Annotated in this window: 23 protein-coding genes; 12 read left to right on the plus strand and 11 right to left on the minus strand. The window is 65.7% G+C overall.

Annotated elements, in window-relative coordinates; all coding sequences use genetic code 11:
* Positions 1 to 18 precede the first annotated feature (18 nt).
* The 8 genes from AB3X99_RS29415 (at position 19) to AB3X99_RS29450 (ending at position 8,800) form a co-directional block, all read left to right on the plus strand.
* Positions 19 to 1,635: an ABC transporter substrate-binding protein gene (locus tag AB3X99_RS29415; protein WP_069266568.1), complete on the plus strand. Its 1,617-nt coding sequence runs from the start codon at positions 19 to 21 to the stop codon at positions 1,633 to 1,635.
* Between the two features lie 91 nt (positions 1,636 to 1,726).
* Positions 1,727 to 2,683 (plus strand): ABC transporter permease, encoded by a 957-nt coding sequence (locus AB3X99_RS29420; protein WP_368618908.1) that lies wholly within the window; start codon positions 1,727 to 1,729, stop codon positions 2,681 to 2,683.
* Positions 2,680 to 3,636 carry an ABC transporter permease gene (locus AB3X99_RS29425; RefSeq protein WP_069266566.1) on the plus strand — a complete coding sequence of 319 codons (957 nt, stop codon included), beginning with the start codon at positions 2,680 to 2,682 and terminating at the stop codon, positions 3,634 to 3,636. The genes AB3X99_RS29420 and AB3X99_RS29425 overlap by 4 nt, the downstream gene beginning before the upstream one ends.
* Positions 3,633 to 5,498 carry an ABC transporter ATP-binding protein gene (locus AB3X99_RS29430; RefSeq protein ID WP_069266565.1) on the plus strand — a complete coding sequence of 622 codons (1,866 nt, stop codon included), beginning with the start codon at positions 3,633 to 3,635 and terminating at the stop codon, positions 5,496 to 5,498. Before AB3X99_RS29425 ends, AB3X99_RS29430 begins: the two co-directional genes overlap by 4 nt.
* Positions 5,495 to 5,815: a (2Fe-2S)-binding protein gene (locus AB3X99_RS29435; protein ID WP_069266564.1), complete on the plus strand. Its 321-nt coding sequence runs from the start codon at positions 5,495 to 5,497 to the stop codon at positions 5,813 to 5,815. The genes AB3X99_RS29430 and AB3X99_RS29435 overlap by 4 nt, the downstream gene beginning before the upstream one ends.
* Positions 5,794 to 7,269 (plus strand): FAD-dependent oxidoreductase, encoded by a 1,476-nt coding sequence (locus AB3X99_RS29440; RefSeq protein ID WP_368618909.1) that lies wholly within the window; start codon positions 5,794 to 5,796, stop codon positions 7,267 to 7,269. The genes AB3X99_RS29435 and AB3X99_RS29440 overlap by 22 nt, the downstream gene beginning before the upstream one ends.
* Positions 7,266 to 8,435 (plus strand): NAD(P)/FAD-dependent oxidoreductase, encoded by a 1,170-nt coding sequence (locus AB3X99_RS29445; protein WP_368618910.1) that lies wholly within the window; start codon positions 7,266 to 7,268, stop codon positions 8,433 to 8,435. Before AB3X99_RS29440 ends, AB3X99_RS29445 begins: the two co-directional genes overlap by 4 nt.
* Positions 8,436 to 8,437: 2 nt before the next feature.
* Positions 8,438 to 8,800 (plus strand): helix-turn-helix domain-containing protein, encoded by a 363-nt coding sequence (locus AB3X99_RS29450; protein WP_069266562.1) that lies wholly within the window; start codon positions 8,438 to 8,440, stop codon positions 8,798 to 8,800.
* A gap of 99 nt (positions 8,801 to 8,899) precedes the next feature.
* Here the strand turns inward: AB3X99_RS29450 and AB3X99_RS29455 are convergent, their stop codons facing one another.
* The 8 genes from AB3X99_RS29455 to AB3X99_RS29490 all read right to left on the minus strand — a co-directional run bounded on the left by AB3X99_RS29455 (position 8,900) and on the right by AB3X99_RS29490 (position 16,454).
* Positions 8,900 to 9,871 carry a succinylglutamate desuccinylase/aspartoacylase family protein gene (locus AB3X99_RS29455; RefSeq protein ID WP_368618911.1) on the minus strand — a complete coding sequence of 324 codons (972 nt, stop codon included), beginning with the start codon at positions 9,869 to 9,871 and terminating at the stop codon, positions 8,900 to 8,902.
* The gene (locus AB3X99_RS29460) at positions 9,868 to 11,340 is read right to left on the minus strand and encodes an NAD-dependent succinate-semialdehyde dehydrogenase (RefSeq protein ID WP_368618912.1); all 1,473 of its coding nucleotides are present in this window, start codon (positions 11,338 to 11,340) and stop codon (positions 9,868 to 9,870) included. The genes AB3X99_RS29455 and AB3X99_RS29460 overlap by 4 nt, the downstream gene beginning before the upstream one ends.
* A gap of 166 nt (positions 11,341 to 11,506) precedes the next feature.
* The gene (locus tag AB3X99_RS29465) at positions 11,507 to 12,007 is read right to left on the minus strand and encodes an Lrp/AsnC family transcriptional regulator (protein WP_069266559.1); all 501 of its coding nucleotides are present in this window, start codon (positions 12,005 to 12,007) and stop codon (positions 11,507 to 11,509) included.
* Positions 12,008 to 12,051: 44 nt separating this feature from the next.
* Complete coding sequence (locus AB3X99_RS29470) at positions 12,052 to 13,458, minus strand: aspartate aminotransferase family protein (RefSeq protein ID WP_368618913.1); 1,407 nt, start codon at positions 13,456 to 13,458, stop codon at positions 12,052 to 12,054.
* Positions 13,459 to 13,660: 202 nt separating this feature from the next.
* The gene (locus AB3X99_RS29475; RefSeq protein WP_069266557.1) at positions 13,661 to 14,587 is read right to left on the minus strand and encodes a glyoxylate/hydroxypyruvate reductase A; all 927 of its coding nucleotides are present in this window, start codon (positions 14,585 to 14,587) and stop codon (positions 13,661 to 13,663) included.
* Between the two features lie 17 nt (positions 14,588 to 14,604).
* Positions 14,605 to 15,483: a GNAT family N-acetyltransferase gene (locus AB3X99_RS29480; RefSeq protein ID WP_368618914.1), complete on the minus strand. Its 879-nt coding sequence runs from the start codon at positions 15,481 to 15,483 to the stop codon at positions 14,605 to 14,607.
* Between the two features lie 121 nt (positions 15,484 to 15,604).
* Positions 15,605 to 15,979, minus strand: a complete 375-nt coding sequence (locus tag AB3X99_RS29485) for a BON domain-containing protein (RefSeq protein WP_069266708.1) — start codon at positions 15,977 to 15,979, stop codon at positions 15,605 to 15,607.
* Positions 15,980 to 16,160: 181 nt separating this feature from the next.
* Entirely contained in the window at positions 16,161 to 16,454 is a 294-nt protein-coding gene (locus tag AB3X99_RS29490; protein ID WP_368618915.1) for a hypothetical protein, read from the minus strand.
* A 109-nt stretch (positions 16,455 to 16,563) separates the two neighbouring features.
* Here AB3X99_RS29490 and AB3X99_RS29495 point away from each other — a divergent pair, with 109 nt between their 5' ends.
* Positions 16,564 to 17,529, plus strand: a complete 966-nt coding sequence (locus AB3X99_RS29495) for a GlxA family transcriptional regulator (protein WP_069266555.1) — start codon at positions 16,564 to 16,566, stop codon at positions 17,527 to 17,529.
* Between the two features lie 13 nt (positions 17,530 to 17,542).
* Here the strand turns inward: AB3X99_RS29495 and AB3X99_RS29500 are convergent, their stop codons facing one another.
* Entirely contained in the window at positions 17,543 to 18,256 is a 714-nt protein-coding gene (locus AB3X99_RS29500) for a GNAT family N-acetyltransferase (protein ID WP_368618916.1), read from the minus strand.
* A gap of 116 nt (positions 18,257 to 18,372) precedes the next feature.
* On the minus strand, positions 18,373 to 19,236 hold the full coding sequence (locus AB3X99_RS29505) for an NmrA family NAD(P)-binding protein (RefSeq protein WP_368618917.1): 864 nt from the start codon (positions 19,234 to 19,236) through the stop codon (positions 18,373 to 18,375).
* A 230-nt stretch (positions 19,237 to 19,466) separates the two neighbouring features.
* On the opposite strand from AB3X99_RS29505, the gene AB3X99_RS29510 reads away from it, so the two are divergent.
* The gene (locus AB3X99_RS29510; RefSeq protein WP_368618918.1) at positions 19,467 to 20,384 is read left to right on the plus strand and encodes a LysR family transcriptional regulator; all 918 of its coding nucleotides are present in this window, start codon (positions 19,467 to 19,469) and stop codon (positions 20,382 to 20,384) included.
* A 185-nt stretch (positions 20,385 to 20,569) separates the two neighbouring features.
* On the opposite strand, the gene AB3X99_RS29515 is transcribed toward AB3X99_RS29510, so the two are convergent.
* Positions 20,570 to 21,007 (minus strand): carboxypeptidase-like regulatory domain-containing protein, encoded by a 438-nt coding sequence (locus tag AB3X99_RS29515; protein ID WP_069266552.1) that lies wholly within the window; start codon positions 21,005 to 21,007, stop codon positions 20,570 to 20,572.
* Positions 21,008 to 21,512: 505 nt separating this feature from the next.
* Here AB3X99_RS29515 and AB3X99_RS29520 point away from each other — a divergent pair.
* Both AB3X99_RS29520 and AB3X99_RS29525 read left to right on the plus strand, forming a co-directional pair.
* The gene (locus AB3X99_RS29520; protein WP_069266551.1) at positions 21,513 to 23,726 is read left to right on the plus strand and encodes a glycoside hydrolase family 3 C-terminal domain-containing protein; all 2,214 of its coding nucleotides are present in this window, start codon (positions 21,513 to 21,515) and stop codon (positions 23,724 to 23,726) included.
* A 353-nt stretch (positions 23,727 to 24,079) separates the two neighbouring features.
* Positions 24,080 to 26,359 (plus strand): EAL domain-containing protein, encoded by a 2,280-nt coding sequence (locus tag AB3X99_RS29525; RefSeq protein WP_368618919.1) that lies wholly within the window; start codon positions 24,080 to 24,082, stop codon positions 26,357 to 26,359.
* Positions 26,360 to 26,802: the final 443 nt, after the last annotated feature.

Here is a 26,802-nt window from a genome sequence, read left to right on the forward strand (position 1 = left end):
CAGACGCGGAGAAGTTTCATGAGCACCGACAAATCGCTTGAAGACATGGCTCACCCGGGCGTGCGGCTCGATGAACTGACGAAGCGCGGCGCCTCGCGCCGCGACCTCCTTCGCGCGATGGTCGCGGGGGGCATGATGTCGATGACGGGCGCGGGCCTGCTCGCCGCGAGCGGCGCCGCCTTCGCACAGGAGAAGCCGAAGCAGGGCGGCAAGATCCGCGTGGCGACGCAGTCGTCTTCCGCGTCGGACACGCTCGATCCCGCGAAGGAGTCGGTGTCCACCGACTATGTGCGCGCAAATATGCTGTACAACGGCCTGACCGAGTACGACTCGCACCTCGGCGCGCAAATGGCGCTCGCGCAGTCGCTCGAAACGAAGGACGCGACGGTGTGGGTCGTGAAGCTGCGCAGCGGCGTGCAGTTCCATGACGGCAAGACGCTCGCGCCCGCCGACGTGGTGTACTCGCTCATGCGCCACAAGGACGCCGCGGTGGGCTCGAAGGTGAAGACGCTCGCGGATCAGTTCCAGGACGTGAAGGCCACGGGCCCGAACGAAGTGACGATCACGCTCTCGGGCGCGAACGCCGACCTGCCCGTGATCCTCGCCGACTCGCATTTCATGATCATCAAGGACGGCACGAACGACTTCAAGACGGCCGTGGGCACCGGCCCGTTCAAGCTCAAGGAGTTCTCGCCGGGCGTGCGCACGGTGGTCGTGCGCAACGAGCGCTACTGGAAGCCGGGCCTGCCGCATCTGGACGAGATCGAACTGGTCGGCATCGGCGACGAGTCGGCGCGCGTGAACGCGCTGCTCTCGGGCGACGTGCAGCTCATCAACCAGGTGAGCCCGCGCTCGACCTCGCGCGTCAAGGGCACTCCGGGCTTCGCGGTGAAGGAGACGAAGACGGGCCAGTACACCGACCTCATCATGCGCGACGAAGGCGGCGTCACGGGCAATGCCGACTTCCGCCGCGGCATGATGCACCTGTTCGACCGCGAGCAGATCCGCAACGCCGTGTTCCTCGGCTATGGCGCGATCGGCAACGACCAGCCGATCGATCCGACCAACAAGTACTACTTTGCCGGCCTGCCGGAGCGCGCCTTCGATCCGCAGAAGGCCAGGTTCTACTTCCAGAAGGCAAAGCTCGGCAGCACGCCGCTGCAGATCTATGCCTCCCCGGCCGCGGACGGCTCGGTCGAAATGGCGATGCTGCTGCAGCAGGTCGCGCCGCAGGCGGGCCTGAACCTGCAGGTGGTGCGCACGCCCGGCGACGGCTACTGGTCGAACCACTGGATGAAGCACCCGCTGACCTTCGGCAACATCAACGCGCGCCCGAGCGCCGATGTGATCTTCACGCAGTTTTTCAAGTCGGATGCGCCGTGGAATGAAGCGAACTGGAAGGACCCGAAGTTCGACCAGATGCTGCTGGCCGCGCGCGGCGAGCCGGACGAAGAGAAGCGCAAGAAGATCTATGGCGACATGCAAGTGCTCGTGCACAGCGACGGCGGCATCGGCATTCCGCTGTTCCTGAGCTCGCTCGACGCGCACACGACGAAGCTCAAGGGCCTCGGTTCGATTCCGATTGCCGGACTGATGGGCTTCAAGTTCGCCGAGAACGTCTGGCTCGAGGCGTAGTTCGAGGTGTGATGTGTGCGGCCGGTGTGCGCCTGGATGGGCCCCCGGCCACCGATTCCCCGCTTCATGATGTTCAGGGAGGCGACATCCGATGAAAGCTCACGCGCAACGTCTCATTGCCGCGCGTCTCGGTCTCGCACTGCTCACGTTGCTGATCGTCTCGGCAATCGTGTTCGGTCTCACGGGCCTCTTGCCCGGCGACGCCGCGCAGCAGGCCCTCGGTCAGGCGGCCACGCCCGAGCAGGTGGCGGCGCTGCGGCACCAGTTCGGCCTCGACCAGCCCGCGCTCACGCGCTATGTCCACTGGCTGCTGCAGGCCGTGACCGGCAACTTCGGCACCTCGGTGTCGAACAACCAGCCAGTGAGCGAGCTGATCGCCACGCGCCTGCCGAATTCGCTCGTGCTCGCGGGGCTCACCACGCTCGTTTCGGTGCCGCTCGCGCTCGCCATCGGCATCTTTTCCGCCGTGTTCCGCGGCTCGCTGCTCGATCGCGTGCTCAACGTGCTCACGCTGTCCGCCGTGGCCGTGCCCGAATTTCTGGTCGCCACCATCGCCGTGCTGATCTTCGCGGTGAAACTGCGCTGGCTGCCCGCGCTCTCGTACCTCTCGGAGGTGGACTCGTTCGGCACGCTGTTGCGCATCTACGCGATGCCGGTCATGACGCTGTGCTGCGTGATCGTCGCGCAGATGGCGCGCATGACGCGCGCCGCCGTGCTCGACCAGTTGAGCGCGCCCTATGTGGAAATGGCGCGCCTCAAAGGAGCGTCGCCCGCTCGCGTCGTGTTACGCCACGTGCTGCCGAACACGATCGGGCCGATCGCCAATGCCGTCGCGCTGAGCCTCTCGTATCTCTTCGGCGGCGTGGTGATCGTGGAGTCGATCTTCAACTATCCGGGCCTCGCGAGCCTGATGGTCGACGCCGTGACGAACCGCGATCTCCCGCTCGTGCAGGGCTGCGTGATGGTGTTTTGCGCCGCGTATCTGGTGCTCGTGCTGATCGCGGACCTGTGTCAAATCGTATCCAACCCGAGGCTGCGTCAACGATGAACCGACCCGCCACTTCCCATGCCGCGACCGTGCTCTACGCGACGAGCGAGAGCGAGGAGCGGGCCGCCGCCGACGCCGTCAAGGACGTGCCGGGCGACGTGCCCACGCCGCCGCGCTCGCCGCTGCGCCGCATGGTCGGGCGCCTCTCGGTGCTCGGCCTGATCGGCCTGGCGATCGTCGTGTTCTGGCTCGGCGTGGCCTTCATCGGGCCGCTCGTCGCGCCGTACAAGGGCGGCGCGATCACCTCCACCGAAATCTTCGGCTCGTATAGCGCGGCGCATCTGCTCGGCACCGATTTCCTGGGTCGCGACATGCTGAGCCGCGTGCTCTACGGCACGCAGTACACCGTGGGCCTCGCGCTCGCCGCCACGCTGCTCGCAAGCGGTATCGGCATATTCTTCGGACTGCTTGCGGCTGTCGCGCCGCGCTGGATCGACGAGGTGCTGAGCCGCCTGTTCGACGCACTGATCTCCATTCCGAGCAAGGTGCTCGCGCTCGTCGTGATCGCGGCGTTCGGCTCGTCGGTGCCGATGCTCATCACCGTCGCGGCGCTCGCCTATATTCCGGGCGCGTTCCGTATCTCGCGCTCGCTGGCCGTGAACCTGATGACGCTCGAATATGTGCAGGTCGCCAGAGCGCGCGGCGAAGGGCTCTTCTATATCGCCCGCGTGGAAGTGCTGCCGAACATGATCCACCCGATGCTCGCCGATTTCGGCCTGCGTTTCGTGTTCATCGTGCTGCTGCTCTCCGGCCTCTCGTTCCTCGGCCTCGGCGTGCAGCCGCCGGACGCGGACTGGGGCTCGCTCGTGCGCGAGAACATCGGCGGCCTCGCGGAAGGTGCGCCGGCCGTGCTGATGCCGGCCGTCGCCATCGCGACGCTGACCGTGGGCGTGAACCTGCTGATCGACAGCCTGCGCCGTCACGGCGGCCGTGCGCATGGAGGCGGAAAATGAACATGATCGAAGTGACGGGCCTGAGAGTGGTCGCGGGCGCGGCGCCCGATCCGGTCGTCGAGATCGTCAAGGGTGTCGACTTCACGGTGAAGAAGGGCGAAGTGCTCGCGCTGATCGGCGAGTCCGGTTCGGGCAAGACCACCATCGCGCTCTCGCTGCTCGGCCATGCGCGCGACGGCTGCGCCATTGCGGGCGGCAGCCTGAAGATCGGCGGCACCGACGTGCTCGCGCTCGACGAACGCGGCCGCCGCGCGCTGCGCGCGCGTACCGTGGCTTATGTCGCGCAGAGCGCCTCGGCGGGCTTCAATCCGGCACGCACGATCATGGATCAGGTGACCGAGCCCGCGCTGCTGCACAAGCTGATGTCGCCCGCGGCGGCGCGCGAGAAGGCGGTGAGCCTGTTCCGGGCGCTCGCGCTGCCTTCGCCCGAGACGATCGGCGCGCGCTATCCGCACCAGGTGTCCGGCGGCCAGCTGCAGCGGCTGATGGCGGCGATGGCGCTCATCACCGACCCCGCCGTGGTCGTGTTCGACGAGCCCACCACGGCGCTCGACGTGACCACGCAGATCGAAGTGCTCGCGGCCTTCCGCAAGGTCGTGAAGGAGCTGGGCACGACGGCCGTGTACGTCTCGCACGATCTCGCGGTCGTGGCGCAGATGGCCGATCGCATCGTCGTCCTGAACAATGGCGCGGTGCGCGAAAACGGCACGACGCTCCAGGTGCTCGACGCCCCCGCCGACGACTACACGCGCGCGCTGCTGGCCGCCCGCCGCCGCCCCGACCCTGGTCCGCCCGCCGTGCCGCCTGCCGCCGAAGTGCCGCTGCTCGAAGTGCGCGGTCTGTCCGCGGGCTATGGCCGGGTCGATGCGAACGGTGTGCCCGCTGTACGTGTGCTCGAGGACGTGAGCCTGCGGATTGAGCGCGGCAGCGCACTGGGCGTGATCGGCGAATCGGGCTCGGGCAAGACGACGCTCGCGCGCGTGGTGGCCGGGCTGGTCGAGCGCGCGCGCGGCGAGGTGCTGCTCGACGGCGTGCCGCTGCCCGCGACGCTTTCGGCACGCACGCCCGATCAGTACCGGCGCATCCAGATCGTGTTCCAGAACGCCGACACGGCGCTCAACCCGAGCCGCACGATCGCCGACATCCTCGCGCGGCCCATGTGCTTCTATCACGGCCTGCGCGGCGCGCGGGCGCAAAAGCGCATGCTCGAACTACTGGACCTCGTGAAACTGCCCGCCTCGATTGCGAAGCGTCAGCCGGGCGGCCTCTCGGGCGGCCAGAAGCAGCGCGTGAACCTGGCCCGCGCCCTTGCGGCCGAGCCGGCGCTCATTCTGTGCGACGAGGTGACGTCCGCGCTCGACACCGTCGTTGGCGCCGCGATTCTCGACCTGCTCGCCGAATTGCGGCGCGAACTGGGCGTCTCGTACATGTTCATCAGCCACGATATTTCGACGGTGCGCGCGATCTGCGACGACGTCGTCGTGCTGTACGGCGGCCAGTGTGTCGAGGCGGGCCAGCGCGACGTGCTGGAGGCGCCGCCTTATCACCCGTACACGGGGTTGCTCGTCGATTCGGTGCCGGCCCTGCAGCCGGGCTGGCTCGACGCCCGGCGTGCCCTGGCGGGCGCCGCGCTGCCGCCGCTCGGGGCGTCGGCCGAGGTACGCGAGCTGTGCGCGTTCCGCGCACGCTGCCCGGTGCGTATCGATGGCGCGTGCAATGTGTCGGCGCCCGTGATGAAGCGCTTGCCGAGCGGCGCGCAGATCCTTTGCCATCACACGACGGCGGAACTGGAACGGCTGCAGACCGCACAGGCTGCACAAGTCGCACAGGCGACGCAATCCAACGGGAGGGCAGCCGCATGAGCGCGCGCTTCGTGAGAGTGGCGGAAGCGGGCCGCCCGACCTTCGAGATCGAGATCGACGGCCGCGTGGCGCAGGCCGCCGAGGGCGACACGCTGATGGTCGCGCTCCTCGCCACGCAGGACGCGCTGCGCGACTGCGAGTTCGACGATGGACGCCGCGCCGGTTTCTGCCTGATGGGCGCGTGCCAGGACTGCTGGGTGTGGACCGCGCAGGGCGAGCGGTTGCGCGCCTGCACGACACCCGCGGCGCCGGGCATGTCGATCGTCACCCGCAACGTGCTTGCCGGGGAGGGCGTATGGCCGCGCGCGCAGAACTGAAGGTCGTCGTGATCGGCGCGGGACCGGCGGGCGTGCGCGCGGCGCAGACGCTGGTCGCGGCGGGCCTGCGACCCGTCGTCGTCGATGAAGGGCGGCGCGACGGCGGGCAGATTTATCGGCGTCAACCCGAAGGTTTCAAGCGCAGCTACGAAACGCTCTACGGCACCGAGGCCGAACGCGCGGCGTCGCTCCATCGCGACTTCGACGCGCTGCGCTCGCAGATCGACTATCTGCCTGACACGCTCGTCTGGAACGTCGGGCCGAAGTCCGTGCATCTCGCGAGCGGCGCACGCTACCACGAGCTGGCCTTCGACGCGCTGATCGTCTGCAGCGGCGCCACCGACCGGCTCATGCCCGTGCCGGGCTGGCATCTGGCGGGCGCATACAGCCTGGGCGGCGCGCAGGTCGCGCTGAAGTCGCAGGGCTGCGCCATCGGCGCGCGCACTGTCATGATGGGCACCGGCCCGCTGCTTTACCTCGTCGCCGCGCAGTACGTGAAAGCGGGCGCGACGGTGAGCGCGGTGCTCGATACGTCCACGCTCGGCCAGCGCCTGCGCGCGTTGCCCGATTTGCTGCAAGTGCCCGCCACGCTGCGCAAGGGCATGGCGCTCGTGCGCACGCTGCGCCGCGCGGGTGTACCGATGCATCGGGGCGTGACGCCGCTCGCGATCGAAGGCTCGCCCGAGCACGGCGTGACGGCGGTGCGCGTGAAAATCGCGAAGGGCGGCGAAGCGCGCGTGGCATGCGACGCCGTGGCGCTGGGCTATCACTTGCGCTCCGAAACGCAAATTGCGGATCTCGCCGGTTGCGCGTTTCGTTTCGATCGAGCCGCGCGGCAATGGCTGCCCGAAGTCGATCAGGACGGCCGCAGCAGCGTGGCAGGCGTCTATCTGGCCGGGGACGGCGCACGCGTGCGCGGCGCCGACGCGGCCGAGCGTGCGGGCCGTCTTGCCGCTCTGGCGGCGTTGCAGGATGCGGGCGCGGTCTCACCGAATGGAGCACTTGCCGAAGTGGCGACACTGCGTGTCGAACTCGCACGCTTCACGCGCTTCGCACAAGGATTGCGCCAGGCATTTCCGTGGCCCGCGCATTTCGCGGCGACGCTGCCTGATGACACCGTCGTCTGCCGCTGCGAAGCCGTCACGGCGGGCGAATTGCGCCGCGTAGTGCGCGAGACGGGCGCGACCGAAGCGAATCGCGCGAAGGCGTTCTCACGCGTGGGGATGGGGCGCTGCCAGGGCCGCTTCTGCGCGCACGCCGGGGCCGAAGTCATCGCAGCCGAGGCGCGTGTACCGCTGGAAGCCGTAGGCCGGCTGCGCGGGCAGGCGCCGGTCAAGCCGTTGACGATGACGCTGAGCGCCACGGTGAATGGTATCGACGAAGCGCAGGGCGGTGCGGCGCCCGCCGCGCAAACGCAGCCCGGCGCATGCCGCACAAAGGAGTTCAGCGAATGACGGATCGCGCCGATGTGATCGTGATTGGTGGCGGCATCATCGGGACGTCCACGACGTTCTTCCTGAGCCGCCGCAAGCGTTCAGTGATCCTGATCGAACGCGGGCTCACGGGCCAGCAGGCGAGCGGCGTGAACTTCGGCGGCGTGCGCCGCCAGGGACGCGCGCTCTCTCAACTCGCCATGTCCAATCGCGCGCTCGATATCTGGTATCGCGCGCAGTCGCTGCTCGGCGAGGATGTCGAGTTTCTGCCTTCGGGCCACACGCGCGTGTGCTACCACGCACACGACGCCGAATACTTTCATCGCTACGCCGGGCAGGCGCGTGCGTACGACCTCGATCTCGAAGTGCTCGAAGGCGCCGCGATGTTCGAGCGCTTCCCGTTCCTGGGCCGCGAGGTGCTGGCCGCCTCCATCTCGCCGCGCGACGGTCACGCCAATCCGCGTCTGGCCGCACCGGCGTTCGGGCGCGCCGCCGCGCGGCTCGGCGCCAATCTCGTGGAGAACACCGAGATCGTGCGCGTGGAAAAGGAAGCGGGCGGCTTTCGCGTGGAGAGCGCAACGGGCGCCGTGTGGCGCGCGGAGCAACTGCTGATTTGCGCCGGTGCATGGGCGGGAGCGCTCTCCGCGCAATTCGGCGAGCCGGTGCCGCTCGTCGCGCGCGGCCCGCAAATGGCCGTGACCGAGCCCGTGCCCTACCGCTTCATGCATTCGATGGGGGTCTACACGTCGATCAAGGAGGAGAGCGTGTACTTCCGGCAGATTCCGCGCGGCAACCTCGTGCTGGGCGGCGGCGCCCCGGGGCCCGCCGATGCGGGAACGCGCCGCGCCGGCGTGCTGCCCGGCAACACCGTGCAGCAGATCGCACAGTTCCGCCGGTTGGTTCCGGCGCTCGCGCCGCTGCATGTGATCCGCGTGTGGAGCGGCGTGGAAAGCTACCTGCCGGATTCGGAGCCGGTGATTGGCCCGAGTTCGACGACAGACGGCGTTTTCTATGCGTTCGGCTTCAGCGGCTCGGGCTTCCAGATCGGGCCAGGCGTGGGCGAAACGCTCGCGGAACTGCTCGACGCCGGCGCAACCGACATACCGCTCGAACCGTTTTCGATTGCGCGTTTCGGGCGCGCGGCGCCCGCTGCAAGCGCGCACACATCGACTGCCAGCGAGGCTTGATCATGCATGACGCGAATGCATCCGTTGCTGCGCCAGTCACGCCGCTTCGCGACGCACTGGCCTATATCGACGCGAATTTCGACAAGTCCGTGAGCCTCGCCGAACTGGCCGAGGTATCGGCGCTCAGCGTCTCGCGATTCGCGACCGTGTTTCGTGAGCAGGTCGGCCTTTCGCCATACAAGTACCTGTGCGAGGTGCGCGTGCGCCGCGCGCAGCTATTGCTGCTGGCGGGCGTGCCGGGCGCCGTGGTCGCGACGCAGGTCGGCTTCTTCGACCAGAGTCATCTGGCGCGCCATTTCAAGCGCTTTTGCGGCGTGACGCCCAGCGCCTTCCTGCAGCAGGCGAGGGCGCTCGAAGCGGCTTGAGCGCCTTCTGTCCTGCGTCGCGCGTCACAGAATGACGTAGACCTTGCGCATCGTTTTGTCGACTCCCCTCGTGCTTTGCGTGTAATGAGTAGGGGCGCTTCAGCGCTTCCGAACGATGCGCTGCTCGATCTTGCCGAGCCGCACCACGGTCACGCCCGGGCGCAACTGGCGCAGCGAAGGCATCACGAGGATGCAGTCGTCGTAGGGCGTGACTACCGGCGCGCCATCGGACCAGCCGATCACGGCGCCGGCCTCGGGAAACACTTCGAGGCCCGTGTAATCGCCAGCGAAGCGGAAGTCCATGCTCTTCGCCACCACGGGCTCGGTCACGCGCACCACGCGCATTTCCGGCGGAAGCGGTTGCAGCCAGTCCGCGGGCAGATCCGCTTGTTCCACGACACCCGAGAGCAGCAGAAAGCGCGCGGTGACATCGCGCGCCACGCTCACGGCGCTTGCTTCCCAATGCTGTCCGCACTCGATCAAAAGCGCGTTCTTCGCGCTCGCGGCGTCGCCGAAGCCTTCGTAATCGCGCATGCGGCGGCCTTCCGGGTGGCCTTCGTCGCAAATGACGGTGGCCGGTGCGCCTAGCCGCGCAGAGAGTTCGACGCCCTTGGCGAGCGGCCCCGCGACGATGAGCGGCATGCACTTCTCGTGCATCGAATGGAGGTCGAGCAGCAGATCGACGTCGTCGATCACGGGCCGCATCGCGCGGGCGCGGCGCAATTCGTTCGATTCGCGCGTGAGGTCGTCCAGCGCCTGCGCGGTCCACACGCGGTTGAAGTCCTGATCGACGAAACGCGCCGCGTCGGGGTGCGCGGGGTCGAAGCGGCGGTAGGCCGCCACGTTCGCGAACGCGAGCGTGAGCTTGCCGCGTCGTGGCCGCAGCCGCGCGTGCAGCAGCGCATCGACGACGATGGCGCCGCACACCTCGTTGCCGTGCGTGAGCGCATTGATCATCACATGCGGGCCGGGCGCGCCCGCGTCGAACGTATGCACATAGGGGATGCCCGTCTCGCTGCGCTCGTGCGCGGCGATGTCGGGGAGCGTGACTTCGATCGGATAGGTGCTCATGCAAGCCCTCCCTGGCAGAGGTATTTGATGGAGAGGAAATCGTCGAGCCCGTACTTCGAGCCTTCCCGGCCATAGCCCGATTCCTTCACGCCGCCGAACGGCGCCGCTTCGCTAGCGAGCGCGCCTTCGTTGATGCCGACGATGCCCGCTTCGAGCTGCCGCGCGACGCGATCGATGCGGCGCACGTCCTGGCTGTAAAAGTAGGCGGCGAGGCCGTATGGCGTGTCGTTGGCGGCGCGAATGGCCTCGGCTTCGTCGTCGAAGCGGAATAGCGGCACGACGGGACCGAAGGTTTCTTCGCAGCTTAGCTGCATGTCGGGCGTGGCGCCTGCGAGCACGGTAGGCGCGTACCAGTTCGCGCCCAGTTCGCTCAAACGCTTGCCGCCCGTGAGCACGCGTGCGCCGCGGCTCACGGCGTCGTCCACATGGCGGGCGATCTTCTCGACCGCGCGCGCATTGATCATCGGGCCGATCTGCGCGGCGGGGTCGGTCGCGGGCGCGACTTTCAACGAGGCCACGCGCGTGGCGAGCTTGTCGGCGAAGCGCTCGAATATGCCTGATTGCACGTACACGCGATTTGGGCACACGCAGGTCTGGCCGCCGTTGCGGAACTTGGCGGCCATGAGCCCTTCGACGGCAGCGTCGAGGTCCGCGTCGTCGAAGACGATGAACGGCGCGTTGCCGCCCAGTTCGAGCGAGAGCTTCTTCAAGGTGGCCGCCGATTCCTTCGCGAGGTGCTTGCCCACGGGCGTCGAGCCGGTGAAGGTGATCTTGCGCACGCGGGCGTCCGCGAGCCAGTCGGCGACGGCGCTCACGCCCCGTTCGCGCGACGCGCAGATGAGGTTCAGCACGCCAGGCGGCACACCCGCCTCGTGCGCGAGCATGACGAGTGCGAGCGCGGTGAGCGGCGTATCTTCGGCGGGCTTGCCGACCACCGTGCAGCCCGCGGCGAGGGCGGGGGCGATCTTGCGCGCGATCATCGCGAGCGGGAAGTTCCAGGGCGTGATCGCCGCGACCACGCCAACGGGCTCCTTCACGGCGCTCATGCGCTTGCCGCGCTGCTGCTGCGGGATGAGGTCGCCGTAGATGCGCGTGGCCTCATCGGCGAACCAGGCGACGTAGGACGCGCCATACATCGCTTCACCGCGTCCCTCGTGCAGGGGCTTGCCTTGTTCGAGCGAGATCAGTTGACCGAGTTCGTCGGCGTTCGCGACGATCAGCGCATGCCAGCGGCGCAGCACGGCGGCGCGTTCGGCGGCAAGCGTGTCGCGCCAGGCGGGGAATGCGCGGGCGGCGGCGTCGGTCGCTGCGCGTGCGTCGTTCGCATCGCTATCGGCGACGTCGGCGATCGTTTTGCCGGTCGCGGGATCGGTCACGGCGAAGCGCGTGCCGGAGGCCGAGGGCACCCATTGCCCGTCGATGAAGTTGTCGCCGCGAATCAGCGCGCTCAAGGGATAACGCGTAGTCATATGCCGATTCCTTTCCGCACGTGCGGAAGAATATGGATCGATGGTGGGAAATGAGCGCGCACGACGAGTGCGCCGAAGCCGCGAGGTTTCAGCGCGAAGCGCGCGCGAGAAAATGGATGCGGGACGCAGGAGCGCGAGGCGCGTGCCTCACGTCCGTTGCCCATGCTCAGGAATGCAGGTTCTGCGAGAACAGCGTTTCGAGCGGGTAGTGCGGCTTGACGAATGCCGTCTTGATGATGACGTAGCTGAAGTACTTCTCGATGCCGATATCGCGCTCCAGCAGCCCCTCGACGATGCTCTGATAATGGCTCACGCTGCGCGCGACGAACTTCAGCAGATAGTCGTAGCCGCCGCTCGCGAGATGGCACTCGACCACCTCGTCCACCTCGCGTATTGCCTTCTCGAACTTGATGAAGTCCTCGCGGCGATGGTCGGCGAGCGTGACCTCGGTGAACACCATCTGCACGTCGCCCAGCTTTTCCAGCTGGATCTGCGCGCCGTAGCCGACGATGAACCCCGCCTTCTCCAGACGCTTTACGCGGATCAGGCAGGGGCTTGGCGACAGCCCGACTGCGTCGGCCAGTTCGACATTCGTGATGCGCCCCCGCTTCTGCAGCTGTGAGAGGATGCGCAGATCGATTCGGTCCAGCTTGCAGTCGTTGCTCATCGTGATGGGGGCGGCCCTGCATGTCGAAGTGTCGAGTGATGGTATCACGCGGCGACACGGGCGCTGACCCCATTCTTTGTCCTCAATGCGGCGCGTACTTCGGGCTGCGCGAGCACGTCGTCGAGTGTTTTTTCGAGGCGCTCGAACAGCAGGTCGAACTCGCTTTCGCCGTACGAAAGCGCGGGCGCGAAGCCGAGAATGCCGTCGCCGAACGCGCGGAATACGAGGCCGTTGCCATACGCGGCGGCGGCGATGCGATCGGGCAGGCCGAGCGAGGCGTCGAAGCGCTGTTTGGTCTCCTTGTCGGCGACGAGTTCGAGCCCGCCGAGCAGACCGCGGTGACGCGAGTCGCCCACGAGCGGGTGGGCGAGCAATGCGTCGAGCCCCTGAGCGAAGCGCGGCGCGCGCGCGACGCCGTTCGCGAGCAGGCCGCCTTCGTGATAGAGGCGCATGACTTCGAGGCCGATGGCCGCGCTCACGGGGTGCGCCGAATAGGTGTGGCCATGGCCGATCACGGCGGCGGCGTCGCCATCGGCAATGCCTTGATAAACGGCATCCGACATCAGCACGGCGCCCATCGGCGCATAGCCCGCGGTGAGGCCCTTGGCCACCGTCATCAGATCCGGCTCGACGTCTTCGGCCTGGCAGGCGAAGAGCGGACCCGTGCGGCCAAAGCCCGTGATCACCTCGTCGGCGACGAACAGAATGTCGAGCTTGCGGCACGCTTCGCGCATGGCTTTCAGCCAGCCGGCGGGCGGCACGATCACGCCGCCCGAACCCTGGATCGGCTCGCAGAAAAACGCGGCGACGTTTTCGGCGCCGAGTGCCGCGACTTTCGCTTCGAGCGCGGCGACCGAAGCGGCGATGAGCGCTGCGTCGTCCGCATGCTCGCTGCGATATGCATAGGGCGACGGAATATGATGCTGCGTGGCGAGCGGCAAGTCGAAGTTGCGATGGAACGCGGGCAACGCAGTCAGCCCCGCGCCGACTGCCGACGAGCCGTGATAGCCGCGCTCCTGCGCGATGACGTGCTTCTTCGCGGGGCGGCCGGTGGCGTTGTAGTAGTGCGTGATGAAGCGCAGCGCCGAATCCACTGCATCCGAGCCGCCCAGCGTGAAGTACACGTGTTGCAGCGAAGCAGGCGCGCGCTCGACGAGCAGCACGGCCAGTTCGATGGCGGGCTCCGAGCCGAAGTGAAAATAGCCCGTCGCGTAGGGCAGGCGCGCCATCTGTCGCGCGGCGGCTTCGACGATGCTTTGATGGCCGTAACCCGTGTTGACGCACCAGAGGCCGGAGAACGCGTCGAGCAGTTCGTTGCCCGCGGCGTCGCGCAGGAACACGCCCTGGGCGGATTCGAGCACGGTCACGCCGCGCGCTTCGTGCGCACGGAAGTTCACGACGGGATGGATCAGATGTTTGCGGTCGGCTTCGATGAGCGAGCGATTCGGCATGGTTCGGTTCCCGGCTGATAAGTCAGAGGAGTGCGGCGCCTGGCCGTTGATTGGGCGTTGGCTGGCCGTTGATTCACCGTTCCATGCTACCGGGCCGATACCGGTGCGCGTTTCGCCAATTAATTCGCGAAATAGCGTGTTTGTGGCGTTTTGATCGGGGAGCGCAGCATATTGTGCTGCGCCCTCTGCGCCGTCACGAGACTCAATAGCCGCGCGTGCGGTCGATGAGGCCGAGCATCGGCAAGCCGTCGCGGTGGCGGCGGATGTTGTCGAGCACCACATCGACGGCCGTTTCGGGCCGCGTGGCGCTGGCAATGTGCGGCGTGAGGCGCACACGCGGATGCGTCCAGAACGGATGCTCCGGCGGCAGCGGCTCGGGGTCCGCGACATCGAGAATCGCATTGCGCAGTTGCGCGCGATCGAGCGCGTCTAGCAGCGCTTGCTGGTCCACTTGCGGCCCGCGTCCGACGTTGATGAACGAGGCGCCCTGCGGCAGCTTCGCGAAGAGCGAGGCGTCGAGCAGGCCGCGCGTGGCTTCGGTGAGCGGCAACAGGCAGATGAGGATATCGGTGCGCGCGAGGAAGGCGTCGAGCGCCTCGGCGCCCGCGTAGCACTCCACGCCAGGCAAGGCGCGCGGCGAGCGGCTCCAGCCCGCGCATGCAAAGCCGAAGAGGCGCAGGCGTTCGAGCACCGCGCTGCCCAGCATGCCGAGCCCCAGCACGCCAACGCGACGCGACGCGGCGGCGCGTACGGGCAGGGCGCGCCATACGCGCTGCTGCTGTTGCAGGGCGTAGTCAAACAGATCGCGATGAATGGTCAGGACCGATTGCGTCACGTACTCGACCATCCCCTCGACAATGCCCGGCTCGATCATGCGCACCACGGCGATGTGCTCCGGCACGCCGGAAAGATCGAACTGGTCGATGCCCGCGCCGACGGAGAAGATCACTTCGAGATTGGGCAGCGTACGCGCGGGGTCCTCGGGCGGTTGCCACGCCGCGAGAAAGCGCACAGCGGCGGGGTCGCCGGTATCGGGCCACAGGCGAAAAGCGATCTCGGGAGCCTTGTGCGCGAAAAGCTGTGCCCATTGCTTGCCGCGCTCGGGGTCGGCTTTGTAGAGGAGCGTCATGAGGTCGGTTTGCGCAATCAGCCTAGCGCCTGATTGACGATGGCGAATTGCAGCACGCCAGGATCGTGCGCCGGCGCGCCGTTGCGCGACATCTTCACGACCGTGTCGACGCGCGCGAGGCCGATCGATTCGAGCCAGGGGCCGAGGCCGTGTTCGTCGGGCGTATCGAGGCGCGTGAAGGCCCCCGCGTTGGCGGCGAGGCGGTTGGCGATCAGCGCTTTGGCGCGCTGCATGTGCAATCCATCGTCGGCGGCGACGGCCACCGGACCGATCGCATGGCCGCGGCCGAACGGGCGCAACAGCGCGAAGCCGAGCACCGTGTCGCCACGCACCAGCACGACGCCCTGGGACACATCGAGCAGCGGCGGCACGAGTGCGCTGCGGTCGAGCCCGCTCGCGCGGGAAGCGAGTTCGATGAGGCGCGGCGTATCGCCCGGTTCGAGTGGACGCAAACGCTCGCCCGGCGGCGGCTCGACAATCGGCGCCGCGAAACTGTCGCTCTGGTGCTGATGCAGCAGCCCAATCTTCCTGAAGCCGAGCTTTTCGTAGAGCGGCTGACCTGCCTCGGTGGCGTGCAGCACGGTCATGCGGGTTCCCAGCGCTTCGAGCAGGCGCTCCATCAACATCCGGCCGATGCCGCGGCCTTGCTGGTCGGCCGAGACGATCACGAGCCCGAGCGTCGCGCCATGCTCGCCCCACGGCCAGCACAGCGCTGTGCCCACCACGGTCGTGCCTTCGCGAACCACGTAGCCGTGCCCGGCCGCGGCGGCGGCGAAACGCCAGTCGTCGCGACGATGGGGCCAACGGAATTGCAGGGAAAGCGCGTGGGCGCCCTCGATGTCGGATTCGGTGAAAGTCTCGCAGACGAGGCTAGAGGACGCAGTCTGGCCGGACACGGCGGGCTCCTTGATCGAAGTTCGATGACTCACTTTGACAGGACGCGCGCGCCGGGAATAGGACGATCCTGCTGTGCGGCCGATCGAAGCCGGTTCTGAGCCCGCTGCCGAGTCCGCCCAATCAAGGTCCGCTGCCGCGGGCGGTCCGCACGGTCAAGTGGTTCGACACCGAGGTGACGCCGCGCACCGACCCGGCCGCGTCGCCGGCTCGCGCTATCTGCGATTTGTGCGGTACCGACCCCGTCAACGAGACGACGCCCTCATGCGCCGTGACGTGGATGTTGGCGAAATTCAGTCCCGTGGTGCGCGTGAAGGCCCGGCGCACATCTCGCACCAGCGCGCTGTCCGATCTGCCCGACTGCGCGGGCGCGCCTTCCTGAGCAGACGCCTCGCCAGGCGCGCTCGCGGCCGTTTGTGCGTACGCATAGCCCGTGCAACTCGAGATGGCCACGAGGACCAGTGCGCGGGCGATTTGGCTTTTACCGTTAGTTTTCATCCTTCTTCCCTTTGCCAGGTTCTGCAGGTTCCCCAAAGTTCTGCGCCCGCCGCCGGAGCGCATCGAAAACAGGCGGCGGATCAGTACGTTGTAGGTGAAATCTCTGGCGAGGAGAAGAAGGCTGCCAGGAGGCCGCCGACAACCCATGGCGCATGCGTCGACGGCGCCTCCTGCGTAGCGCTTACTTTCCTTGAAGGAGCAGACCGAGCGGCGCGAGCGGGCCCACCGGCAGCAGGTCGAACGCGAGGATGCGGGCCTGGACGAGCGGCAGCGTATCCAGCGTGGCCTTCACATTGTCGACCGAACCCGAGCTCATGAGAAACACCACGCCCGGCTTGTCGTGGCGAAACCAGTACTGCTCGATTTTGTCGTCCAGGTAGAGCTTGAGCGTGGCCGGCACTTCGTGCGGCATGATCTCGTCGCGCTGCGCGGGCGTGAGTTCCTTGACGATCGATCCAATGGCGAGAACCTTCATGACAACCTCCTTGATCCATGTTTGTTGCGACTTGCAACGCGATTGAGTGTATCGTTGGGGTCTCGTCGGCTGTACTGTCACAAACGACAACTTTAGAGGCATTTACGCCATGCGCATTGCTGTCCTGGCTCTCGACGGCGTCTTCGATACCGGGCTCTCCGTCACGCTCGACGCGTTCTCGGTCGCAAACAAGCTTTCGGCCGCGGCCATGGGCGGCGTTCCGCGTTTCGACATCACGCTCGTGGGGGTGAGAAAGCGGGTGCGCTCGGCTCACGGCCTCGCGGTGCCGGTGCAAACGGTCGCGCCGGATGCGAAGCCCGATTGGGTGATCGTACCGGCATTGGTGACGCTGTCTGCGCAGGAGTTGATGCGGTCGTTCGAGCGCCGGGACGTCGAAGAGGGCATGGCGCGTTTGCTCGAATGGCAAGCGGGGGGCGCGCGAATCGGCGCATCTTGTGTGGGGACGTTCATCCTCGCAGAGGCGGGGCTGCTCGATCACCGCGAAGCCACGACCAACTGGTCGCTCGCGCCGTTCTTCCGGCAACGCTATCCGCATGTTCAGTTGAACGAATCACGCATGCTCGTGCCTTCGGATATCGGCGTGACGGCCGGCGCGGCCATGGGGCATCTCGATCTCGCGCTCTGGCTGATCCGTTCGGCGAGCCCCGAACTCGCATCGCTCGTATCGCGCTATCTGCTGGCCGACATCCGCTCGTCGCAGGCGCCGTACATCATCCCGAATCATCTCGCGCAGGCCGATCCGCTCATTCAGCGCTTCGAGCAATGGGCGAGAAAAAATCTCAAGTCGGGATTCTCGCTGCAGGACGCCGCGAAAGCGCTGGCGACGAGCTCGCGCTCATTGCAGCGCCGCTGCCAGGAAGTGCTCGGCAAGTCGCCGCTGGCGTACTTTCAGGATTTGCGGGTCGAGCACGCGCAGTCGCTGCTGCGCAGCGGCAAGCTCGACCTGGAAAGGATCGCCGCCGAAGTCGGTTACGGCGACGGCGCGACGCTGCGCAGCCTGTTGCGACAGCGCTTGGGAAGAGGGGTGCGGGAACTGCGTTCCGACCTGTTGTGACCGTGCGGCCTTTCTATGGCGCGAGGCCGAGCACCGTGAGATGCATCTCGCGGCGCTCGACAAAGCCCAGCGTGCGATAAATGGAAATGGCGCCGTGATTCGACGTGATCACGTGCAGGAAGGGTGTCTCGCCGCGCGCACTGATTGCCGCCATCAGCAGCTTCATGAGGCTCGCCGCGAGCCCTTGTCCCCGGAACGCCGGGTCCACGCACACGGCGCTGATTTCGGTATGGCCTTCGATCTTCATGCGTTCGCCGGCCATGGCGACGAGCTTGCCCTCCCTGCGCACGCCAACATAGCCGCCGAATTCGATGGTGCGCGGACCAAACGGGCCGGGTTGCGTTGCCGCGGCCAGCGCGAGCATCTCCGGCACGTCTTGCCCCGTTAGCCGCGCGTACTTCAGCGCGGTGGGCGCAGGCGCTTCGCCTTGCCAGACCATTTGCAGCAGCGTGGCGTGCCGGATCAGCGCGAAGCCGTCGGGTGGCTCCACGGCATCCAGCGTGGTCAGGGCAACGGGTGCGTGCTCTTCGATCAGTCCGCGCAAGGCGTCGAACGATTCAGGCGTGGTGTCCGTCATTGCCGCAAAGGGGGCGACGGCGGGCGCATACCGCACTGCGCGCTCGTTCCCAACGGCGAGATGGCGCTGGCGGCCCGTCAGCGCGTGCCCTGGCACGTTGTCCAGCGCGGTCGTGCTGCCCGCAGGTATCGTTGCCAGCACATCGAACATGATTCGCGCTCCGGTAAGGGATGGTGACGGTTTGCGATGATAGTCTAGACAAGGCGGGTTCGGCGGACCACGGCCGAACCCGCCAACTTTGGCGTCATTCCCGCCAATGCCTCTCGTCACGCACCGCTTGCCAGCGCTTCGAGCACGGTGTCCAGTTCGACATGCCCGCGAAGGATTTCATCGGCGGGCCTGGAAAAACAGATCCAGCCCTCGTTGAATCCGTCCAGCATGCGCATTCGCGGCAAGGGATGCTTCATGCCTTGCGACAGGAAGCGCGACTCCCATTCCTGCCGGTTCACCGCCACCGCGCGCACAGGCCGGCCAAGCACGCGGGCGAACGCGGAGGCGATGTCGTTCGCGCTCACACGGCACGGGCCCTCCAGCTCGACCACGCGCGTGCCGCTCCACGTCTGCTGCAGCAGTTCGGCGGCGAGGCGGCCGACGTCTGCGGTCGCGACCATCGGCACGGCCTGGTCGAGCGGTTGCAGGTAGCTCTCGATCACGCCATGGTTGCGCGCGCTCGCGACATCCCACGCGGCGTTCTCCATGAACCAGCCGGGACGCAGGAAAGTCACCGGCACAGGCAGCGCGGCGAGCGCCTGCTCCATCAGCGAGAGTTGCGTGAGCAGATTGCTCTCTTGCGCCTGCGCACCGATGGTCGACAGACACACGACTTTCGCGGGCCGTGCGTTGTGGATCGCGGTGCAAACGGCGTCGATGACCGCGCGCGACTCCGGGAAGCCCGGCGAGGGATCGAACTGCGGAGGCAGCAGGATGAACACGCCCTGCGCGCCGCTGAATGCCGCGGTCAGCGCGGCGGCGTCTTCCATGCTTGCCGTGACCAGCTCGCATCCTCGAGCTTGCCACGACGCGGCGCGCGCAGCGTCGCGCACGACCGCCCGCACCGGTTGCCCAGAAGCCAGCAGCGCACGGGCGAGTGCGCCGCCCACTTTTCCGGTAATGCCTGTAATTGCGTACACTTGAAACCCTCCGCATGCGACGACGAGATAGTCGAAAAAGCCGAATACGATGGCAGCGAGATGCTGCCTGGTTCCGTTTCGGTGAGACGCATTCTGGACGCAGGGCGGCCGAAGCTAAATGCCGCGAAGGGCACTACATCAGTGACTCGGGCGCACGAATCGGATGGCCGATCCATCATCGCCAAAGGCTGCCAGGGGCCGCCGTACCGGCTGCCATTGGAACGACGACATTGAGAACAACGACACTCGAGAACATTTCCGGCGCGATCAGCGTGTTTGCCGCCGTTGTCGACGCGGGGACCTTTGCCGCCGCGGCAGACGTGCTCGGCATGTCGCCGCCAGGCGTGAGCCGTGCGATTGCGAGGCTGGAGAAGCGGCTCGATATCCGGCTCTTCAATCGCACGACGCGATCGATTTCGCTCACCGAAGGCGGGCGCCGTTTCTACGAGCAGGTGGTTCCGCATCTCGCGGGGCTCGAGGAAGCGGCCATCGCGGCATCGGGCAATGCGTCGGCGGTGCGGGGTAAATTGCGGGTGAATCTGGACCCGGTGTGCTATCGGGCGATTCTCGGCGCGGAACTCGACCGGTTCATGGACGCCCATCCCGAACTCGAGATCGAACTGATCGCGAGAGATAGTCTTGGCGACCTGGTTGCGGAGGGATTCGATGTTGCGATGCGATTCGGCAAGCCACGATCCTCCACGCTGGTTGCTCGCAAGCTGCTCGATACCGCTGTCGTGACGGTCGCGGCGCCGGCCTATCTCTCGCGCTGGGGAAGACCGCTGCGCCCCGAAGATCTCGAAGGCCCCGCTCACCGGTGCCTCGAATTCCGCGACCCTGAGACAGGCAAGCCTTATCCGTGGGAGTTTCATCGCAAGCGCAAGCACGTCGTGCTAGCGACGCAAGGGCGGCTCACGGTGAACGATCCGGGCGCCTTGCTCAATGCGTGCCTGGCCGGTTCCGGCATTGCGCAAATGCTGCTTCTCGGCGCCGAGCCCCTGATTGCCGATGGCAGGCTGGTGAATCTGTTTCCTGACTGGCCCGACGAACGCTTCCCGCTATACGTCTACTATCCGTCGCGCCACTACACGCCCGCGAAAACGCGCGCATTCATTGATTTCATCGTCGCCTGGGCCGCTGGGCATTGATTGCGTCGACATCACAGCGGCACGCGTTGCCGGCAGCTCGAACACGTGGATTCCAGCGGAGTGGAGTGATTCGCGCAGTTCTCCCCGTTGTTCCGGCAGTTGCACACGGCGGTTGCACAGAAACAATCCGGGCACCAGAGTCGTTCCCTGGTGAGCCATCCCGACCGGCCGGAAACGATTCGTGCTCAGTGCTTGCCCGGGAACGAGAACGTCGCACGCGCGCTGCCATTGCCGGCGACGTTTACACGCTGCGTCCTCGTTACCTCGTTATAGGTGGCGGTGATCGTGTAGCGTCCGGCCGGCAGTCGCACGAGCATGTACGGACCGTGCGAACGCGTGTCGAGCACCGACGTGCCGCCAGCGTTCGTTATCTGCACGTGCACGTCGGCCACATAGCTCGAACCGGGGCCGGTAAACAGCATCGAGAGCGGCCACTGGCTGCGCGCGTGCCGCAGTGCGGAAGACTCGTCGCGGCCGACCCCGCCGGAGACGAACGAGATGTCGCCTTGCTGCTCCGTTTGGGGCATGCCCGTTTGCGCGAGTGCGCTGCTTGCCATTGCGAATGCGCACATTGCAGCGAGCAGGGCCGACGCGATTCGGGGAACCTTGCGTTGCCTTTCCATCGTGGTCACTCCTTACAGTGATGTCGATCTCGCGCGCGCAGGGGCGGCGCCGCCGCTTGCGCAGGCCTCGTAACAGATTAGCTTTTTTCGACCCGCGATGCGCGCTGCACGCCGCGTTCACAGGCCGGCGCGCCGCATTCGCGAGCGTCATGCAAATCACATCGAATGCCGAATTTCCGTTGCGTTCGCAACAATCACATTACCGGTAGCTTGCAATTACCTGTCGGTTTGGCGCCTTTCATGCGTGTTAGCTACCGCCAGCCGGGAAAATACTGAGATAAAAGCCCGTAAGGGTACTCAATAGTTTTTATATGATTATTTGGAGTTTTGCTACATCAACCGGCGAAGCCAAAGCGGATGCATCAAAGCAAACGTTTGCGCGCTGCAACTAAACCGGTTTCCCCGCAGGAAGTCTGCCGGTGCCCGACGCGGCCGGCCGTTCTGCCAGACCTGTTTACCGGTCTGATCAGTACTCCATAACGTATTCGAACTCTCGGAGAGACATATGAGGATCACCCGTTGGCCCACCGCCGCCGTGCTGATTGCGATGGCCGCTACCGCCCATGCCGGCGACAGCAGCAACGACGTACCTTATCCGTTGCCGATGCCATTGATGGCCATCCCCCAGAACCTCGGCGCGCACGTTCGTGCCGACCTGCTGCTCAAGCGCATGACGCAGGACGAGAAGCTCCAGTTCATCCATTCCGAATATCAGATGAGCGCCGTGCCGGGCGGCGGCGCGGGCTATATTCAGGGCGTGCCGCGTTTGGGCATTCCCGACCTCAATATGGTTGATTCCGCAACGGGCTCCGGCAGCACGAGCCAGAAGAGCACGACCTTTCCGGCGACGATCGCGCTCGCGGCAAGCTGGGACCCCTATCTCGCGCGCGACTTCGGCGCACGCATAGCCGACCAGTTGCGCGAGCAAGGATTCGGCATGGGACTGGGCGGCGGCACGAACCTCGCGCGCGAACCGCGCGGCGGGCGTCTCTTCGAGTACCTCGGCGAAGACCCCGTGCTGGCGGGCGAAATTCTGGCGGCGCGCACCATCGGTACGCAAAGCCAGCAGGTGATCGCCACGATCAAGCACTACGTCGGCAACGAACAGGAAACGGGCCGCCAGGGGGGCAACAGCCAGATCGACGAGCGCACGCTGCGCGAACTCTATCTGCTGCCGTTCGAAATCGCGGCGAAGGAAGCGCGCCCGGGCAGCGTGATGTGCAGCTACAACCGCCTGAACGGCACCTACGCATGCGAAAACACGCATGTGCTGACCGACGTGCTGAAGAAGGACTGGGGCTTCCAGGGCCAGGTGCAGTCGGACTGGGGCGCGACGCATAGCACGGCCCCGGCGATCAACGCGGGTCTCGACGAGGAAGAGGACGTGGGCCCGACGGTCTACCTCACGCCCGATCTGGTCAAACAGGCGATCGCTTCGAAGGCCGTGTCGCAGGACCGTCTGGACGACATGGTGCGGCGCAAGCTCTATGTGATGATCAGCACGGGCGTGCTGGACCATCCGGCGCAGGGCGGTGCCACGATCGACTTCGCGAAGTACAACGCGTTCACGCAGGCTGCGGAAGAACAATCCATCGTTCTCCTGAAGAATGACAACAGCCAGCTGCCGCTTTCGGCCCCGAGCCTGCACAAGATCGCGGTGATCGGCGCTCACGCCGATACGGCCGTGCTGAGCGGCGGCGGCTCGGGCAATACGCGCGATCCGGTCACGGGCAACTTCTCGGGCTGCGGCGGGCTCACGTTCGCTTCGTCCACGGGCTGCGGCTGGTGGACCAACCCGTGGCTCAAGCTCAATACGCCTATCACCCAGGCGATCCAGCAGCTCGCGCCTTCGGCGCAGGTGAGCTTCGCGGGCAACACCGACCAGACGCAGCCGTTCCGCGCCTATACGCAGCAGGAGATCACCCAGGCCGCGACGCTCGCCAGCCAGTCCGATGTCGCGATCGTCGTCGTGGCGCAGCCTGCGGGTGAGGACTTCGGCGATCTGCAAAGCCTGAGCCTCGCGAACCCGTCGAATCAGGATCAGCTCGTCGAGGCCGTTGCGAAGGCCAACCCGCGCACGATCGTGATCATCGAGAGCGGCAATCCGGTACTGATGCCGTGGAAGGACCAGGTCTCGGCAATCGTCGAGGCATGGTATCCGGGCGAGGGCGGCGGCAAGGCGATCGCGAACGTGCTGTTCGGACAGGTGAACCCTTCGGGCAAGCTGCCGGTCACGTTCCCGGTGCACGATCAGGACACGCCGACGTGGGGGACGAACGGCGCCTTCGCGACCGATCCCGTGTACTCCGAAAAGCTGGACATGGGCTATCGCTGGTATGACGCGAACAACATCACGCCGCTTTACGAGTTCGGCTATGGCCTTTCGTATACGCACTTCAGCTATTCGGGGCTGACGGTGAAGCAGGGCCCGGGGCATACGCTCACAGCGTCGTTCACGGTGCGCAACGATGGCCGCGTAGCGGGTGCGGAAACGGCACAGGTCTATCTGGGCGTGAGTTATGCCGGCGAGCCGCCGCGTCGTCTGGTTGGTTTCCAGAAGGTGTTCCTGAAGCCGGGTCAGTCGCAGCCGGTGCGCGTGACGATCACCGAACGTGCACAGAGCGTTTGGGACACGACGCATAGCGACTGGGCTTATGTTGCCGGCGGCGCGGTGTATGTGGGGGCTTCGTCGCGCGATATCCGCCTGCAGAGCCGGTAAGCGAGAGGACGCACAGAGGCTGCGGTGGCGGCCTCTGTGTTCAATTCCTGAAAACGGCCGGCTCGCGAACGTTTGCGAGCCGGTACAAAATCGAATTCGCAAGTCTTTCCGTACCTATCATTCGCACACGCGAGAACGTAAATGCATACTCTCGCGAACATGAATGACTTCCGCGGGTAATCCCCATTCAATCTGAATAGGGAAAGCAGGTAGACTTACCCACCCGTCCGTGGGCCTTCCTCCGTTTGCGCGTTTTCCAGATACACGCCGTCACGCTTTACTGTGACTCTGTCTCGTAGTGCCGCGCGCACGCGACGCATGGAAGCTGAACCAAGAAGAATACTAAATCAGCCATGAGACTGATCACACGCGCAGTGAGCTGGCTTACCGAAGGCAACCGCCGCGGTCGAATCGTTGTGGTGCTCGTCCCTATGTGGATGAGTGCCGTTGCGGCGGCCGTGTTCGCTCAGCAGCCCCGTGCTGCGATAGCGTGGCTCGTCGCGGCACTCGCGTGCAGCGTTGTGCTATCGATGCTGCGCTTCTCCCAGCGACTCGCCGCTCGTTTGCGTTTGAGCGAGGAGCGTCTCAGCCTCGGGTTCGAAGGCATCAACGCTGGGCTATGGGACTGGGACCTGGTCAACGACCGTGCCTACTATTCTCGCTATCTGTATCAGCAACTCGGGTATGGCGACGGCGACCTCCCCATGGACACCCGCGCGTTCAATGCGCTCGTGCATCCTGCGGATCTGCTCCGTTTGCGCGAGACCATCATCAACCATCTGAAGCATGACAGCCTCTACGACGTCGAGTACAGACTGCGAATGGCCGATGGTCGATATCTGTGGTGCCGGGGACGCGGCAAGGCCATACGCGACGAGAGCGGCCGGGCGACGCGCATCGTCGGTTGCCTCTTCGATATCTCCGGGTTGAAGCGCGCAGAAGCGGCCGCCGCGAAGGAAAAGAGCCTCACCGAAGCCACGCTCGCTTCGATCGACGACGGTGTTATCCGCATGGACAACCAGGCGAGCGTGACCTATTGCAACGCCGCCGCCGAGCGCATGCTCGGGCGTGCCTCGCGCGATATCTACCTGAGGCCGTTGTTCGACGTCTGTGATCTCTACGACGAGCGGTCCGGCAATATCGTCACTGCGCAATGTCTGCACAACCGTGCTGCAGCGGCCGATGACGACGCGCAACGCAGACTCTCTGTGACGCGCCCGGATGGCTCGCTCCTGCCCGTGGCATGCTCTGTGGCGACGATCCGCGATGACGAAGAGGAAATGCTGGGCACGGTGATGGTGCTTCGAGACGCGAGCACGGAGCGCAAGCATGCCGCCGAACTCGAATATCAGGCTACGCACGATCATCTGACGGGTTTGCTGAACCGCCGCGAATTCGAGCGCCGGCTTTCGAGCTTGCTCGAGAAGGCCGGGACACGCCCGCATGCGGTGATGTTCCTCGACCTCGATCAGTTCAAGGTCGTCAACGACACGTGCGGTCACGCGGCCGGCGACGAATTGATCCGCAGTGTGGGTGGTGCCCTGAAAGAGCAGCTGCGCGCTGCCCATATCCTCGCCCGCCTCGGCGGCGATGAATTCGGCGTCGTGTTGCCGGAGTGCTGCATCGACGACGCCCTGCGGGTCGCGGAGGATCTGCGGGAGGCCGTGACGGTCATCCGGCTACCCTGGGACCAGCGTTTGCTGACGACCGGCGTGAGCATCGGTGTGGTGGAGGTGGACGCCGCGCAAATCTCGACGTGGGACATCATGAAGGCGGCAGACGTCGCCTGTTATATGGCCAAGGAAAAAGGCCGCAACCGCGTGCACCAGTATTGCCTCGAAGATCAGCTCCAGTCGACCACCCATACGCAGATGGAGTGGGTGGCCCGCGTGAAGGCCGCGCTCGAGCACGACCGCTTCCGCCTCTACGCGCAACAGATCAAGTCGCTCAAGGAGGGCGGTCCCGGCGAAGAAGTGCATGTCGAGTTGCTGCTGCGCATGGTCGACGAATCGGGTGAAGTGATTCCTCCCGCGTACTTCATTGGCGCCGCCGAGCGCTTCAACTTGATGCCGCTCGTCGATCGATGGGTGATCGGCCGTGCTTTCGAAGCCATTGCGGCGGGCCATCTCGCCGCAAACGTCTGGTCGATCAACCTCTCCGGCGCGTCGCTCGGCGACGAGGACTTATTCGCGTACATCGTGCAGCAGCAGCAGCGTTGCGCAATCAGTTTCGAAAGCGTCTGCTTCGAGATCACGGAAACGGCCGTGATCACCAATCTCTCGAAAGCGATTACGCTCATGGAGAGCCTGCGAGCACTCGGCTGCCGATTCGCCCTCGACGATTTCGGCTCGGGCATGTCCTCGTTCACTTACCTCAAGCGCCTGCCCGTGGACTACCTGAAGATCGACGGCAGCTTCGTGCGCGGGATTGCCAGCAGCGACCTCGATCGGACGATCGTCCAGTCCATTCACCAGGTGGCCCATGCCGCCGGCAAGGCGACCATCGCTGAATTTGTGGAAAGCGAGGCGATCATCGGTCGCCTCAGCGGGATTGGCATCGACTACGCGCAAGGGTTTTGTGTCGGGTTGCCCCAGCCGCTTCCCGAAGGCGTCGTCGAGACCGCCGGCGCTTGATCGATAGCGACATCACTGCGCTCGAATTCGATTGTGCTGCGACCCGTGTGCAGCTGCCGTTCCCGATTTGGTGACAGAAGGGGCGACCTGTCTCGTGTGGGTGCCGTAGCTGTCGAAAATTGGCGTAGCGGACCCCAAAAATAAATATTCGAAAGTCGCTTGACGATATCCGGAATGACCCGCATAATTCGCCTCCTTCGCTGATCGCTGCGAACGAAAACGAAGCGATTAAGACGAATTGCTCTTTAAAAATTTACAGCCGATAAGTGTGGGCGCTTGATGCGGTGGCGGCCCGATATGGTTCTTCGGAGCGATGTCGGGAGCAGCAAAAGTATCAAGAGTCTCACACTAAAGTAAGTCAGGTTTTTGAATTTATTCAGAACCTGTCAGCTTTGAGTGAGCGACCGGTCTCGAGAGAGACCGAAAACAGTAACAGGTATTGA

Origin of the sequence: Paraburkholderia sp. BR10882 (assembly GCF_040948855.1) — a bacterium.
GTDB lineage: Bacteria > Pseudomonadota > Gammaproteobacteria > Burkholderiales > Burkholderiaceae > Paraburkholderia > Paraburkholderia nodosa_A.